At 65.8% G+C, this 16202-nt stretch carries 9 protein-coding genes; all 9 read left to right on the forward strand.

Annotated elements, in window-relative coordinates; all coding sequences use genetic code 11:
- Nucleotides 1-2: 2 nt before the first annotated feature.
- The 9 genes from EJJ38_RS05090 (at nt 3) to EJJ38_RS05130 (ending at nt 16034) form a co-directional block, all read left to right on the forward strand.
- Nucleotides 3-9059: an autotransporter outer membrane beta-barrel domain-containing protein gene (locus EJJ38_RS05090; RefSeq protein WP_245454119.1), complete on the forward strand. Its 9057-nt coding sequence runs from the start codon at nt 3-5 to the stop codon at nt 9057-9059.
- Between the two features lie 56 nt (nt 9060-9115).
- Nucleotides 9116-9262 (forward strand): hypothetical protein, encoded by a 147-nt coding sequence (locus tag EJJ38_RS20245; RefSeq protein WP_164738415.1) that lies wholly within the window; start codon nt 9116-9118, stop codon nt 9260-9262.
- Between the two features lie 359 nt (nt 9263-9621).
- Nucleotides 9622-10845 carry a tyrosine-type recombinase/integrase gene (locus EJJ38_RS05095; protein WP_127089050.1) on the forward strand — a complete coding sequence of 408 codons (1224 nt, stop codon included), beginning with the start codon at nt 9622-9624 and terminating at the stop codon, nt 10843-10845.
- 123 nt (nt 10846-10968) lie between these two features.
- On the forward strand, nt 10969-11724 hold the full coding sequence (locus EJJ38_RS05100) for a hypothetical protein (RefSeq protein ID WP_127089051.1): 756 nt from the start codon (nt 10969-10971) through the stop codon (nt 11722-11724).
- A 653-nt stretch (nt 11725-12377) separates the two neighbouring features.
- A complete protein-coding gene (locus EJJ38_RS05110; RefSeq protein WP_245454120.1) occupies nt 12378-12671 on the forward strand; it encodes a winged helix domain-containing protein in 294 nt (97 codons plus the stop codon).
- Between the two features lie 189 nt (nt 12672-12860).
- Nucleotides 12861-14261 carry a replicative DNA helicase gene (locus EJJ38_RS05115; RefSeq protein WP_164738416.1) on the forward strand — a complete coding sequence of 467 codons (1401 nt, stop codon included), beginning with the start codon at nt 12861-12863 and terminating at the stop codon, nt 14259-14261.
- Complete coding sequence (locus EJJ38_RS05120; RefSeq protein ID WP_127089053.1) at nt 14258-15166, forward strand: YdaU family protein; 909 nt, start codon at nt 14258-14260, stop codon at nt 15164-15166. The genes EJJ38_RS05115 and EJJ38_RS05120 overlap by 4 nt, the downstream gene beginning before the upstream one ends.
- On the forward strand, nt 15163-15492 hold the full coding sequence (locus EJJ38_RS05125; protein WP_164738417.1) for a helix-turn-helix transcriptional regulator: 330 nt from the start codon (nt 15163-15165) through the stop codon (nt 15490-15492). Before EJJ38_RS05120 ends, EJJ38_RS05125 begins: the two co-directional genes overlap by 4 nt.
- Entirely contained in the window at nt 15489-16034 is a 546-nt protein-coding gene (locus tag EJJ38_RS05130; protein ID WP_127089055.1) for a hypothetical protein, read from the forward strand. The genes EJJ38_RS05125 and EJJ38_RS05130 overlap by 4 nt, the downstream gene beginning before the upstream one ends.
- Nucleotides 16035-16202 lie beyond the last annotated feature (168 nt).

Genomic DNA, 16202 nt, shown 5'->3' on the forward strand with positions numbered 1-16202 from the left:
GTATGGTTCGTCCGACGTTGTTCTCGCGGAAGCGCCCGACGGTCTCCGGCACGCTTCGGCTGTCGCTGCCGGTCCTCATGTCGTCGGTCGCCGTTTGTGCATTGACCGACCCCGCCGCCGCCCAGACCCCCGCCCCGACCGCGCCGTCGATCGGCCCGATCATGTACAACTTTTCACCTTCACCTCCCGCCAGCAATGGCTTCAGCGGCCAGAACGCCCCGGTGAGTTGCGCCTACACGCCCTATGAAGGCACCCCCGGCAGTCCGTCCACCGCTGCCGGCGTGAACTTCCCGTATAGCCTGAGCTCCGGTGGCCCCTTCGACGCGACGCTGGTCGTCGCGGTCGTCACCGGCGGAGAGGGCGGCGCAGGGGGAAGCGGCGGCAGTTGCTATGGAGGTAGCCCCGGCGGCCCCGGCGGGATTGGGGACGCAGTCAGCATCGGGATCGATACGCCCGCGGGCAGCTACACTTTCAACTATTCCGGCATCGTCATGGTCTCCCAGGGCGGCCAGGGCGGCGATGGCGGCTCGACCTCGTCGTTGAGCTTTAAAGGCGGCGCCGGCGGCGATGGTGGCAATGGCGGCCCGGTTACCGTCACGATCACCAACAACGTCACCCTGGCGACGGTGCTCCCCGATGCTTACGGCATCTGGGCGCAGAGCGTGGGCGGGCAGGGCGGCAATGGCGGCAACGAGAACAGTTCCATCAGCAGCGGCAATGGCGGAACGGCGGGGGCCGGCGGAACCGGCGGCACTGTAACAATCACCAGTTCCGCGAATGTGTCCTCGCAACAGGCGACCGCCATCTTTGCCCAGAGCATTGGTGGCAACGGCGGTGGCGGGGGTTCGACCGCTGGATGGTTCGGTGGAGTGAGCGGCGGCGGCGGCTATGGCGGCGACAGCGGGAATGTCGCGGTCACGCTCAATGGCCTGCCAAACCCTGACTGGTCAAACACTGCCGCGTCAAACGTCTCTCCTTATCTCGCGGACAGCATCACCGTCAGCACGGGCGGCAACGGGTCCTATGGCATCTACGCCCAGTCGGTTGGCGGGGGCGGGGGAAATGCGGGCGTCGCGGCCGGGCTCACCGCGCTGGGCGGGTCCGGTGGTCCGGCCAGCTATGGCGGGACTGTGTCCGTGGTAAGTTATGCCCAAATCTCAACCTCTGGCGCTTCCTCTCCAGGCATCTTCGCCCAATCGGTCGGCGGAGCGGGTGGCGCGGGCGGCATGGCGTTCGGCGGCGCCCCCGTGGCGATCGGCGGTTCTGGCGGCGAGGGCGGCGACGGCGACGGCGTAACGGTCGCGAATTACGGAACCATATGCACGGGCGGCAGCTGCAGCGGCGCCAGTCCACCTTCGGACAGCGCCGGCGGTGCCTTCGGCATTCTCGCCCAGTCCATCGGCGGCGGCGGCGGCGCGGGCGGGTTCGGCCTGTCGGCATCCGCCTCTCTGGTCGCGGGCACCGCCTTTACCGTTGGTGGCACTGGCGGCTCTGGCGGTGACGGTGCCACCGTGTCCATCGTGAATACGGGCAGCATTACCACGCAAGAAATCAACTCCACCGCCATCCTGGCTCAATCCATCGGCGGTGGCGGCGGAACGGGTGGGGGTGCGGTGGCGATATCGCTGAGCCTGACGGCTGGCGCTTCGATCTCCCACGGCGGTTCGGGCGGCTCGGGCGGTGGCGCCGATGCGGTGACCGTGAACTGCACGAGCGGGGATGCCGGCGCAAACTACGGCGCCGCCTGCACCAACAGCGGAGCCCTGATGCTGGAGTGGTTCAGCCCCGGCACCATAAGCACCAACGGGACCGGCTCGGCGGGTATTGTTGCCCAGTCCATCGGTGGCGGCGGCGGGCATGGCGGCTATTCGGTCTCGCTGTCCGGCACGGAAGCCGCGGCCTTCTCCCTGGCGGTGGGGGGATCCGGCGGCACTGGCGGCAATGGCGGCAACGTCTTCGCGGGTACCGGCGGGGTCGGCATCGTCACGTCCGGCTCGGATTCGCCCGGCGTCGTGGCGCAGTCGATCGGCGGAGGCGGCGGCAATGCCGGGGCCAGCATCGCCGGCAGCATTTCGGAGGGCGCATCCGTCGCCCTGGCGCTTGGGACCACGGGCGGCTCCGGTGGCTATGGCTCTACGGCCGCAGCGGTCAACCAGGGCAGCACCATCACCACGACGGGGGATCGCTCGCCGGGCCTGCTCGCTCAATCCATCGGTGGCGGCGGCGGCAATGGCGGCGCAGCCATTTCGGCGGGCGCCAGCCAGGTGGCAGCAGTAAACCTCGCGCTCGGTGGTACGGGTGGCGACGGCGGCTCCGGCGGCTGGGCCTATGCGTATAACGATACGAATTCCGGTCCCGCCGGCCCCACCGACATCACCACGAGCGGCTACCAGTCCAGCGCCATCGCCGTCCAATCCATCGGCGGCGGTGGCGGCAATGGCGGCTACACGACATCGCTCACCCTCTCGCTGGGGCCGGGTCTCGGCGCCAGCATCGGCGGGCTGGGCGGAAGCGGCAACTATTCCAACACCGTCTTCATCGAAAACGCGGGAGGCGCGCTCACCGCGTCCGGCGGTGGCGCGGCGATCATCCTCGGCCAGTCCATCGGTGGCGGCGGCGGCAATGGCGGCTTTGCCGCCAGCGGCAATGCCAGCCTCGGGGGCGCGGCCACCCTGGCCGTGGGCGGCAGCGGCGGCGCCGGTTCATCCGCGAACACGGTTTCAATAACCAATTACGGTGCCCTCGTGTCACCCGGCACGGTGTCGGGAAGCAAGAGTGGCGCTGCCATTTATGGCAATGCGCCCGGTATCCTTGGCCAGTCCATCGGCGGCGGCGGCGGTTCAGGCGGATTTGCGGTGGGCGGCTCGGTCTCGGGACAGGGCACCGCCAGCCTGGAAGTCGGCGGCTCCGGCGGCTCCGGCGGGGCGGGCGCCGCGGTCACCATCGACAACTATAATAGCATCACGCTGTTCGGTCCGCTGTCAGGCGGGATCGTCGCACAATCCCTCGGTGGCGCGGGCGGCACCGGCGGCTTCGCGGTGGCCGAGGGCCTGTCATCAGGCGTCGGTGCCACGACGACCATCGGCGGCGGCGCGGGCAGTGGCGGCACGAGCGGCGCGGTGACCATCAACCAGGTGAACGGTGCCATCACCACCAGCGGCGATCAGTCTCCCGCCATCATCGCCCAGTCCATCGGCGGGTCGGGTGGCAGCGGCGGCTGGGATATCGCCGCGTCGCTGGCCAGTGGAGGAGCGGCGAGTGTGGGCCTCGGCGGCAGTGGCGGTTTTGGCGGCTTTGGCGGTCAGGTGACGGTCTCCGTGGATGGAGCCTTGTCCACCTATGGCCTGATTTCGCCGGGCATTCTGGCGCAGTCCATCGGCGGCTCCGGTGGCAGCGGCGGCTTCAGTGCCGGCGCGGCGGTCTCCGTGATCTTCGCGGCGGATATGAGCCTCGCCGGCAATGGCGGGACGGGTGGCGGCTCGGGGAGCGTGGCGGTCACCTCCAGTGCGCAAATCACCACCAATTTCGACCAGTCGATCGGCATCCTTGCCCAGTCGATCGGCGGCAATGGCGGCACCGGCGGCTTCGCCATCGGCGGGTCGGGCTCCACCGGGGGTGGCGATGCCAAGCTGTCGGTGGGGGGCTCGGCAACGCCCGGCGGCAGTGGCGGATCGGGCCAGGCGGCCGGGTCGGTCACCGTCACCGCGGCCGACATCATCACCAGTGGTTATCTCTCGGCGGGCATTCTCGCCCAATCCATCGGCGGCGCCGGCGGCAATGGCGGGTCCAGCCGCGCCTTCAGCACCTCCGGCGTCAGCGACAGCACGGACGGCGCGGCGGCCAGCGTCGCCCTCGGCGGCAGCGGCGCCGCGGGCGGAAATGGCAGCTCTGTCAGCGTCACCCAGATCGGCACGATCTGGACCGGCTATAGCGGCGGCGTCAGCGACCAGTCGCCCGGCATCCTCGCGCAATCCATCGGCGGCTCGGGAGGCAATGGCGGCTCTGCGGATGCAAATGCCGCCTCGACCACAGCTTCAGTCGCCCTCGCCATCGGCGGGAGCGGCGCTGAGGGCGGGAACGGCGGCGGCGTAACCGTCTTGAGCAACCCGGCCGGTGGTGGAGGCATCACCACGACAGGCATGCACGCCTCCGCCATCGTCGCCCAATCCATTGGCGCGGGCGGCGGCAATGGCGGCTGGACGCAGGCCACCGGGTCCAGCAACGACTATGCGGCCGGAATTGCCATTGGCGGATTCGGTCTGGGCGGGGGCGGCGCCTGGGCGGTCAGCGTCACCAGCGGCGGCGCGCTGACGACCTCTGGCGCGCTGTCTTACGGCATCCTGGCCCAGTCCATCGGCGGGGGCGGCGGCAATGGCGGGGCGGCATCCAGCACCACCAGCGCCGGCCAGGGAGAGGAACTGCAAGGCGGCGTCACCTCCGTCGCCGGTGCCGGCGCGGGCCAGACCGCGAGCACTGTCAGCTCTGCCGTGTCCGGCACCTCCGGCTCCGGCCCGCAAAACGGCAGCAGCAATGCCGCAAACGGGATCGCGGCGGCCCTCACCATTGGTGGCTTTGCCGGACAGGGCGGCGCCGGGTGGAGCGTAAACGTTCAGAGCAACTCGTCCATCGCGACGACTGGAGACCAGTCCACGGGCATCTTCGCCCAGTCGGTGGGTGGCGGCGGCGGCAGCGGCGGATCGAGCAGCACCAATGCCAGCGGCAGTTCCTATGCGGCCTCCTTCAGCCTCGGCGGCGGCGGCAATTCCGGGGGCGCGGGTGGCGATGTCTCGGTGGGAGCCAACAACTCCATCCAGACCACCGGCCTCCAGGCGGCGGGCATCTTTGCCCAGTCGGTGGGCGGCGGCGGCGGCTTCGGCGGATCATCCTCAAGCACCGCCTCCAGCGGCGGGCAGGCTGCGCTCGGCATGAGCATTGGCGGCAGCGGTGGCACTGGCGGAGCCGGCGGTACCGTCACCGTCATCTTGATGGCCTCCTCTATCATCAATACGGTTGGTCCGAATGCGGCGGGGATTTTTGCCCAATCGGTCGGTGGCGGAGGGGGGGCGGGCGCATCCAGCAGCGCGGCCTCCAGCGCCCCCGGGGCATCCAGTTCCGGCGGCAGCACGTCCAGCGCCACAGGCAGCCTGTCCGGCTCGGCAAGCGGCTCCAGCACCTCTTCGGCGGCGGGGCAAAGTGGCGGCGAGTCCGGCGCGCAGTCCGGAACCAATGGCGGGTACTCGCTGGCCATGAGCCTTGGTGGCAGCGGCGGGACCGCCGGCGATGGGAGTACCGTCTGGATCACCAACGAATATGGGATTTTCACGGGCTTTAGTCTCGCGAGCGGGACCAGGAGCCTCGTTCCCGCCGACAACTCGCCGGCCATCTTTGCCCAATCGGTGGGCGGCGGCGGCGGCAATGGCGGCGCGAGCACCACCAACAGCTCGGCTGGCGAATATAGTGGGTCCCTGGCTCTGGGTGGCAATGGCACTGCCGGTGGCGCGGGCGGCAGTGTCACGGTCAACACCATCGGCACCCTGCAGACGACGGGTGTCAACTCCGCCGGCGTTTTCGCCCAGTCGGTGGGCAATGGTGGCGGCAATGGCGGATCCTCCACCACGACCTCCTCCTCAGGCGGCGCCCTTTCCCTAGCGCTCGGCCTCGGCGGCAGCTCGTCGGGCGGCGGGGGCGGCGGAGCGGTGAGTGTCACCGTAAATACGTCCGGCGCGTTCCAGAACGATCCGGGCATCAGCACGCAGGGCTTCAATTCCCATGGCATCTTCGCCCAGTCGGTGGGCGGCGGCGGCGGCTCCGGCGGCGTTCTCGTTTCGGCGGCGACAGGGCCAAGCAGCACTGGCGGGAGTGGCAGCAGCAGCAGCTCGGCTTCGAGCACCTCGACCTCCGCTTCCACCACTGACGGCGTCGCTCTGGCGCTGGGGCTGGGCGGATCGGGGAGCGCGGGTGGGGCCGGCGGCACGGTGCAGGTCACCTCGAACGCGCAGATCAGCACCCTGGGCGCCAATGCCGCCGGCCTGTTCGCCCAGTCCGTGGGGGGCGGCGGTGGAGCGGGCGGAGCCAGCACGGTGAATGCCAGCAACAGCAGCTATGCGCTGTCCTTCGGCCTTGGCGGATCGGGCGGCGGAGGCGGCGCGGGCGGCGAGGTCACGGTGACGGCCAATGCGGCGATCACCACCCAGGGTGTGCTGGGCTATGGCGTGCTGGCACAGTCCGTGGGCGGCGGCGGCGGAACGGCGGGTGCCTCGACCAGCGGAGCCTCGGGCGGATCGGACGCCTCCTTCAGCATGGCGCTCGGCGGCAGTGCCGGCAGTGGCCAGACCGGCGCCGCCGTGAGTGTGACAACGGTAGGGACGATCACCACCTCGGGCGCCGCAGCGATGGCGATCATCGCCCAGTCCATCGGTGGCGGTGGAGGTATCGGCGCCGCCAGTTCGTCCACCTTCAGCAGTGATGGCGTCAGCGGAACACTCACTTTGGCGGGGACAGGCGGCAGCGGCAATGATGGCGGGAGCGTCACGGTTTCGGCTGCCGGCCTCGCGACCTCCGGTACCGCCGCTTTCGGCATTCTCGCCCAGTCCATCGGAGGCGGCGGCGGTGTCGCAAGCGTAGGCACAAGTTCGGGCATGACGAGCGGTTTCGCCACGACCTTGGGCGGCTCGAGCAGTGGCGCGGGCGGCACGGTCAACGTGTCCACCTCCGGACCCATCTCCACCACCGGCAACGGGGCGATCGGCATCCTGGCGCAAAGCATCGGCGGCGGCGGTGGCGTCGCGAATGGGGGCGGCAGCATTACCTTCGCCGGCCCCTTGACGACCTCCGATGGCGGCAGCGTCACGGTCACGGTGGGAGGTTCAGTGACCACCACCGGCACCAATGCGGTGGGCGTTCTCGCTCAGTCTATCGGCGGCGGTGGTGGTGTGGCCGTCTCGGACGGACAGGCGACCAATTGGACCTACTCGGACGGCACAGGTACGGGCGGGGCGGTGACGGTCAATGTCAGCGCTTCCATCAGCACCAGCGGCGCGGGCGCCTATGGCGTCATCGCCCAGTCCGTGAGCGGGGGCGGCGGCCTCGTCATGAACGGCACCACCATGGACCTGGTGAACGGCGCCAATGTGCTGGTGAACGGCAATGCCCTCATCTCCGGCAAGGCGGCGGTCTATGTGCTGGAAGGCGGCTCGGTCAGCGCCAGCGGAGTGGGCGGCACCGGCATCTCGGCCCAAGGCAATGGCGATCCCATCATCATGCTCGCCCCCGGAACCCGCGTCACTGGCGGCCCCTCGGGCACCGCCATCGTCAGCGACGGCACCGAGACCTACATCACCTCCTACGGCGCCATCTCCACCCTGGACGGGGCGGACGGGCTGGCCATCCGCACCAGCACAGGCTTCGCGCAGATCGTCAATGGCGGCAGCCTCATCGGCAATCTGGCGCTCACGCCGGGCGCCGCCAACAGCGTGTCGAACCTTGCGAGCGGAACCCTTTGGGCGGGATCCTCGCTCGATCTCGGCGGGGCGGGCAATGGGCTGACCAACGCGGGCACGTTGCGCAGCGCCTTCCCCACGCTCGGCGCCACCACGCTGAACGGCTCGCTGGTGCAGACGGCGAGCGGCGTGCTGGCGATCCGGGCCGACCAGCTCTCGGGCCAGTCCGACCGTTTCCTGGTCGCGGGCGATGCCCGCCTCTCGGGCGGGGTGCTGGGCATCATCTACAATCCCGGCCGCGCCATGCCGGGCCATTTTGACACGCCGTTCCTGTCGGTCGGGGGCACACTTTCAACCGACAATCTGGTGGCGCTCGGCGACACGGCGATCCTGGATTTCTCGCTGGCCAATATCGCCGGGGGCCTCAGCCTTGGCACCACCATCGACTTCACCCCGTTCGGCTTGTCCAAACGGGGCCTTGCGGTGGGGACGCTGATCGGGGAGATCCAGACGCGCGGCTCCTCGGCCCTGTTCGAGACCATCGTGCCGGCGTTGCTGCAGGTGACCACGGTGGCAGGTCTGGAACAGAGCTATGGTACGGTGGGGGGCGGCGCCGTCTCCATGGTGCCCACCACCATGATCAATGCGGCCTCGGCGACGCTCATGGGCATCACCACGCAGATGGACTTGTGGCGCAGCGGGCTGCGCCCGGCCTCCACGGCGCTCGGCTACGCCGTCCCGGCGAGCGGGGGCACAAGCGGCTCAAGCGCGGAATCGAGCGAGAGCGCCGCGAGCGGCGGACGCTTCTTCTGGGGCGCGCCCATGGCGAGCCTGACCACGGGCGGGGGCCTGTCGGGCTCCAGCATCGGCGGCATGGCGGGACTGGACGGGGTGGTGGACAGCCTGCCGCTGCTGGCGGGCGCGGCGCTCAGCTTCTCAACCTCAAGCCTTGCCACCAACGCCTATGGGGCAGACGTGTCCACCAGCTATGGCAGCCTCAGCCTCTACGGCCTGTATGAAGCCGGCCCGGCCTATGTGTCGGCCACCGTGACGGCAGGTTACGGCAGCGCGAACTTCAGCCGCAACCTCTACAATATCGGCCTCAACCTTGCGACCGACAGCGGGCTGGACGGCTGGATCCTGGGCGGGCGGATCGAGGCGGGCTACAGCTTCCCGCTGGGCACGAGCGGCGCCAACCTGACCCCGTTCGTGGCCTTCCAGCCGATCCAGCTCTGGCTGGGCTCGGGTTCGGAAATGTTCACGCTGGGGCCGGGCATCCAGTATGGCGCGACCTCCATCACCGCGCTGCCGCTCTATCTCGGGGTGCAGATCGACGGCATCTGGACGGCCAGCAACGGGCGGCAGATCGCGCCCTATCTGCGAGCGGCGTGGATGCACGATTTCAGCCCCGACCGGGACGTGCCGCGTTCGTTCGCCGAACTGCCCAACCTGTCCTTCTCGGGCACCGCCATCCCGACCCTGAGCAATGCGGCGGATCTGCATGCGGGCCTGCAGTTCCTCGCCAGTCCGAACACCGCGTTGTCGGCGAGCCTGGATGCCCAGATTTCCGAGACCTATTCCACGTTCGGCGCCTCCGCCAGCTTCCGGGTGAGGTGGTGAGCTACGGAGCGGCGCATGCACAGCGCGAGGCCGTACTCACCCTTCTGATGCGGCACATGGGCTTGCTGAACGACAAGGTGAGGGGGCAGGGCGATGCCGATAATCCGCTCCCCCTGTTGATCCGTGAGGTGCAGGGCAATGCGATCCGGCCGGTGCCGACGCCCATGCTGGAGCACGAGGACTGCGTGTGGCCGGTTCAGTGACCGGTGTCAGCGTGCCAGTGAGATGGGGCCGTCCTTCGGCGGCGGCCCTTTTCTTTTTGCCCGCCTTACAGCGCTTTCGTTCACCGCCGCCCGCAGCAATTCGCTGCAAGCCAATGCCTGCGGGTGAGTTTAGCGATTGGGTTGGATATCCCTGACAATCAAAAGTCAGAGCAATATCAATAGCTCATGATTGGCTATTGGTGGAGCCGAGGTCCACCAAACTGAACTATCCTGACGCGTCTTAGCCCATCAATGACCCGTTGAAAACAGGCGTTTTCCAGCCCCCTTCCTATCCCGAACATTCTTGACCTATCCCCGGAGCGCAGTACGTTGTTGGGGTGAATGTTGGGGTGCACCGCATGGCGAGGCAGATAAACAAGCTGACTGCGAGGTCGGTGGCGGCGCTCAGCAAGCCGGGCCGACACTCCGATGGCGGCGGCCTCTATCTTGTGGTCGAGCCCAAGGGTGCAAAGCGCTGGGTGTTCCTTTTCCGCTGGAGCGGCAAACTCAAGGAAATGGGTTTCGGCGGTGTCAGCGCGGTATCGCTGGCGAATGCGCGGGAGAAAGCGGCTACCGCTCGTAAGGTTCTTGACGCTGGCCGCAACCCCATTGAGGTCCGCAAGGCCGCCGCTTCGGAAGAGGCTGCACGAATCACGTTCGGGACATTTGCCGATCAACTCGTGGACGACATCAAGTCGGGCTTTAGGAACGAGAAGCACCGCTGGCAGTGGAAGCACACCCTTGAGGTCTATGCGGCTAAGCTGCGCGAAGTCCCCCTTGATGAAGTGAGCACGGAGAAGGTTCTGGAGGTGTTGCAGCCTCTTTGGCAGAGCAAGCAGGAAACAGCCTCTCGCCTCCGTGGCCGCATCGAACGCGTGCTTGATGCAGCGAAGGCGAAGGGGCTGCGCTCCGGGGAGAATCCCGCTCGCTGGCGAGGTCATTTGGATGCCCTGTTGCCGAGCCGGAAGAAGCTCCAGCGTGGCCACCATCCCGCGATGCCATACGCCGAAGTTCCAGCCTTCATTCAAGAGCTTCGGGAGCGGAGCGCGGTCGCTGCCTTGATGATGGAGTTCGCCATTCTCAGCGCAAGCCGCACCGGAGAGGTTGTCGGGGCCAAATGGTCCGAGATTGATCGCAAGGCGAGGGTCTGGACCGTTCCGCCGGAGCGCATGAAGGCAGGTAAAGAACACCGGGTGCCTCTTGGGCCGCGTGCTCTGGAGATTCTTGCCACCGTCGAACCTCTGCGCGCCGAAGGTGATTACGTGTTTCCCGGCCCGAGAAAGGGCAAGCCCTTTTCCAACATGGCGATGCTCGCCCTTCTGAAAAAGCGCATGGAGCGGCCAGACATCACCGTGCACGGCTTCCGTTCGTCGTTCCGGGATTGGGCTGGTGAGTGCACGAGCTTCCCGCGCGAAGTGGCGGAGGCTGCCTTGGCTCACGTTGTCGGCGATGAGGTCGAGCGAGCCTATCGCCGTGGCGACGCCCTGGAGAAGCGGCGGAACTTGATGTTGGCTTGGGAGGAATTCATTACGAGCGCGAACACGGACGATAAGGTCGTCCCGCTGCGCGTCGCAGGGGACTGAGATTCGAATAGCGGCGGGAATCCTGCCGCCAACAAGCTGCGCAAGGATAGGCCGGCCAGCCGACAAGTCGGGTCGCACCCCCGATTTCCTTGTGCCCCACAGGGTGCAGGCTCGGTGCGAGCTATGACCAAAGACATTGAATTCGACGACGAACGAGAAACTATGGAAATAGAGCGAGCAAAGGCTATAGCCGTTTGCGAGCTAGCAAAAGATTGGAAGATTTTATATGCGGCGATGAGGGCTGCGCAGCGGAAGCGTGATAGCGCGGTAAAACTTGGTTCACCGCCCATACATCCGGCAGAAATGTACGATAGAGGTTTAAGAGATTTTGAAAGATGGCTTTCTAATTCGGAGAAGGTTGTCGAAGATAGATTTGAATTAGATATAAATGAAGGATCTATTACTGCATTTATATGCCCTTATGATCTTAATATTTTTGGAGAACAGTACCTATTGCCGCTTTCGGCGGGCGTACGACATGGCGCGTATGCTGTCGTTGGCGAGAAAGCTTATCAAGTTCGGGTGTGGACGGATGAATTCAATCGCTGGCTTGAGGCTGCTGACTCGGATGCGCTACTTGAAGGTCAAAGCTCCGTAGATGTGCCTGAGCGGGGCCGCCGAAGGAGATGGAGCGCGACATCCGAGGTGGCTGCTGCGGTCATTCTTGAGCTATATGGCGAGGATGCGAGCCGTAAGATGGCTGAAGATTACGTGTTCAAGCGCCAGCCTGTAGGACCGGGGATATCGTACCTCGGCCGAGAGCTTCAGCCGAAGATGGATGCTCGCCTTCCCCTTTATGCTCGTTCCACCGCAAACGCCTATGAGGAGCGCGCAAAAGCGGGGCTCGAACTGATTGCTAGCCGGCAGGACTTGGAATGACTTATCCACACTACGAGCCAAAGATAGGCCAAACTGGCCAGACCTAAGCCAAACCAGCCAGAGTAAGGCCAGAGAAACGCGGGGCATGTAGACATATATCTGTTTGAGCCCCCATCTTCGCGACAGTACCGGAGCGCATCAATGCTTCTGTATGGAAAGCGAGGATGAATATGAATCAGTGCAGGTCATCCAGCATCGCGGACTTCAGTAAGCGCCATGGCTGGAGTCCGGTCACCACCTATCGATTAATCAAATCGGGCAGCCTGCGAGCCCGCAAGGTGGGACGGCGAACCGTCATTTTAGACGAAGATGAGCGCCTATTTCTGGCCGACCTTCCGACCATCAACTCAGATGCAATCCCGGCCTGAAATGCGAACACCCGACGCTGTGGCGGCGCCGGGTGCTGAATTTGCTTGGCTTGAAACCTCTCACTCCCCAGCGAGAAATTCCATGTCCCATATAGCTCACACCCGGAATCCGGGCAAGTCGAAACCGCCGACTGCCAGCCTTCCGCTGTTCGACTGGCGCCCCGCGCCCGCTCCCTTCTTCAATCCGCTCCACGCGGCAGCCCGCCGGCTTTCGGCGCGTTGCCGCGTGCCTTTCGGTGTGGCGCTCGCTCACGCCGAAGCCGCAGGCCTGGGCGGGGAGGTGAAATGATGCAGGACATCAAGAGCCTCACGGTCCGCGTTGGTGAAATCGGCGGTCCTACGATGAAGGTTGTTGGCCGCGTTGCGTGGACCCTAGACAAGCTGCTGAAAGCAGGAGAACGGGGCTGCACTCCTATCGAAGCTCCTGCGCCGCGTTGGAGCGACTATGTGTTCAAGCTCCGCAAAGCTGGCATCATGGTCGAGACGGTTACTGAAAAGCACGGGGGCACCTATGCCGGTGATCATGCTCGGTACGTCCTGAGGTCTTCGGTTGAGGTCGTAGAGGAGGTGCGCCAATGAGCACTGTCCTTCGCTTCCGGCCTTCGGCTCTCCCTCCTGACAAACTCAGCCGTCTTTGGGCCGCCTATGTGGATGCATTGGGCAGGGCGGAGAAGTCCAAGCGAATTGACGATGGCATCCGCGCCGGGATCGCTTGGCGGGAATGGTTGCGCGCCTTCGAACGGGGACAGCCCGCAACGGGGGTGTCTCATGGATGAGACCGGCAACGTTATCATCGAGATGGAGGCCGCCCTTATCGGGGCGGCCCTGTCCGCCCCTGCGGAAATTGTTCCGGCCCTCGCGCCGATCCTCCGGCCGGAGTTCTTCCTGTCGGAGACACATGGAAGCGTCTTCGGAGCCATGGTGGAGCGCCATGCGAAGGGCGCCCCGGCAAACGGCCACGGCCTCGCGTCTTATTTCAACGCGAGTTGGAACACGCCCATAAACGGGGCGGGAGGTCGCACGGTCGGGCAATACATTGCCGGTCTCATGGGGATGGCGGTTCCCGTTATGCAGATCCGCGCCTATGCGGAGGAAGTTCGCAGCTCGTGGGGCATTCGCGCCCTGGCGTCCGCTGCCGGTGAGGCGCAACAGAACGGCGCCCCGGATGAGCGGCTTGCAGCGTTCTTCTCCCGCGCCGACGAGATCCGCGCGGCGCTGGCCGACATCACGGGGACGCGAGAGGCCGCCGGAGACACGGCCCGTGCCCTTCTCGTCAAGGTGAACGACCGAATGCAGGGGAAGGGGGGCAACATCGGGGCGTCAACGGGCTTCCCTCGCGTTGATGCCCTGATCGGTGGGTACATTCCGGGGCAACTGGTTGTGGTTGCTGGACGCCCTGGCATGGGAAAGACGACAGTCGCCACTTCATCGGCTTGGCAGTGTGCCACGAACGGGCACGGCGTCGCGTTCTTCTCCCTGGAGATGGGCAGGGATGACATGGCCGCCCGGCTCCTGGCGGACGTTTCCTTTAAGCGAGACGCGGGTATCCCGTATTCCGCGATCAAGGCGGGGCTTATCCTGACGGACGCTCAATTCGGGCGCCTGTGCGACGCGCAATCAACGCTCGATGCGCTTCCGCTGGATATGGACTATGCGGGCCGCCTTTCCGCCCCGGAGATTGGAGCGCGGATCGCGGCGGCGAGAAAGCGCCTCGCCCGGAAGGGGCAAGAGCTACAGGTTGCGTTCGTTGATTACCTCAAGATGGTGTCAGCCTCCGACCGCTACCGGGGCAACCGGGTGCAGGAGGTGGGCGAAATCACTGCCGGCCTTCGCGAGGTAGCGAAGCGGGAGGGTGTTTGCATCGTTCTGCTTGCCCAGCTTAATCGAGGTTCGGAGGCGACCGAGGATAAGCGCCCCCAGCTCCAGCACCTTCGCGACAGCGGAGACATTGAGGCCGACGCGGACGTGGTGTTGTTCGCCTATCGCCCAGCCTACTACATCCGCACGTCGGCCAAGTACCTGGATGGCGACCCTGCCGCCATTGATGACTATGAGCGGCAGAAGAATGCCCTTGAGCTGATTGCCGCAAAGAACCGCAACGGCGCGACCATGGCGGAAACCCTCTTCGTGGACATCGCATCGTCGGCGGTGCGGGAGGTGCGGCCATGAATGAGCGCCCTTGGTACAAGCGCTATCCCTCCGACTTCCTACACGGCACGGCCGGCATGTCGCTTGAGGTGAAGGGCGCCTATTCGGTCGTGTTGGATCTGATCTACGACCGGCGCGGCCCAATCCCTGATGATGCCCGATGGATCTCCGGGCACTGCGGTTGCTCGGTGCGCCTCTGGAATCGCATCCGGGCCGCCCTCATCCAGGCGGGAAAGCTTGCCTCTGACGGCGCCTTCATCACCAATCCGCGCGCCGAGAGGGAGGTGGCCGCCGCTGCGGAAACGGTGCGAAAACTCGCTGAAAACGGCGCGAAAGGCGGAAATAAATCGGCTGAAATTCGCAGAAACTTCGCGATAATTCACGGTGGGTTTAGCGAAAACAATGGCTTAGCGGAAGCCCCTGCTTCAGCGGGGCTCAAGCACGCACGCGCGTTCCAGAAGCTAGATACTAGAAAACCCCCTAAATCCCCCGTGGGGGATGAGAGCGATTTCCTTGCCTTCAAGGAAGCGTATCCGACGCGCGATGGAAGCCAGGGGTGGGCAAAGGCCAAGGAACGGTTTGCCCAGCTCGCCAATAAGCGCGCCGCCCCGGTGGATCTGATCTGCGCGGCGCGGGCATACCGGGCCGAGATGGAGCGGAAGGGGAATGTTGGCACCGCCTTCGTGAAGCAGGCGGCCACCTTCCTGTCGGGCATGTCCGGCACATGGCAAGATTACCTGCCGTCCAGCCAGCAAGAATCTAAGCCCGCTAGCCCCCCGGAGAACTGGCCCACCAATCTGCCGGCCCCGGATCGCGTCCGCGCCGCCTGGAAGACGGGCCGTTGGGCGGATGTGTGGGGGCCTCCCCCCGACCAATCGGGGTGCCGCGTTCCTGCGGCTATCCTCCAGACTTGGGGAGCGGCATGAAACATAGCGTTGATTGCGCGGCCCCTGGAGGTCGTGAGCTGGCATTGTCGTCCGATCTGCAGCTTGGCGGCTCAGATAGTGTATCGCCCGCTGGCAGTACCTCTGTGGCCATTGGTGGCGCCATCCATTATGGCGACCTTCTGACGGTCGGAGAGGTTTCCGGCCTTCTGAAGGTTCACGCCGACACGCTGGCGAGGTGGCGCCGGATCGAGCGGGAGGGCGGCGGGCGGCATGGCCCGCCCTTCATCGTGCTTGGTGCGCGGGCCGTACGCTACCTGAAAGCGGGGCTGCACACATGGCTCGCTGAACGCGGGGGCAAGCCATGAAGCGCCGCCCTCGTGCACGCACGCATAACCCCGCGTCGGCGCCCCCTGAGAGCCCCAAGGGGCCAGGCCGGCGCCGTGGCGGCTATTCGGAACTTCGCCGACGCTGCAAGGCGGCCGAGCTGCAAGTTGCGCTTGAACAGGATGTTGCGCGCGGCCTCCTGGACCAAATCGACTTCCTCCGGGCTCGGGTGGATGTTGAAGAAGAAGCGGCACGCGTTCTCGCCGGTCAGGTCGAGGCCCTCATGTCAGACCGCGTGCGTCTATGGACCGCCGCTGTCGGGCAATGCCGCATCCTGTCGGATGTGGACGCGGGGGAGCGGGTGGCGCTCACGATGGTTGAGGCCATTCCCGTCACCGACGAGGCGGTAAGTCGGACGTTCCTCGGGATGAATCTCTACGGCTGGCTGTCGGTACCGGATGAGCTTGTGAGCATTTTCGGGCTTCAAGACGCCGTTCGGCGCTGGCGCTGGCAATTGTCTCAGACCGTTCGTGAAGATCCGCCCGCGCCGAAACGCGAAAGCCTCAAGAGATACATGCACTGATCACGAATTGTTACATGCAGCCTCGTGCAGCCTCGTGCAGTCGCGTGCAGTCTTGTTCTATGAACGTCATTAATGAAGGCACTCGGGGTATCTGATATATTGAGGCTGAACAAGAGAGGTGAGAGGCAGTGTTTACCGAAAGCATTATCTTTCAGGCCCCTCCGGGTT

It is taken from the genome of Aquabacter cavernae (genome assembly GCF_003993795.1).
Lineage (GTDB): Bacteria > Pseudomonadota > Alphaproteobacteria > Rhizobiales > Xanthobacteraceae > Aquabacter > Aquabacter cavernae.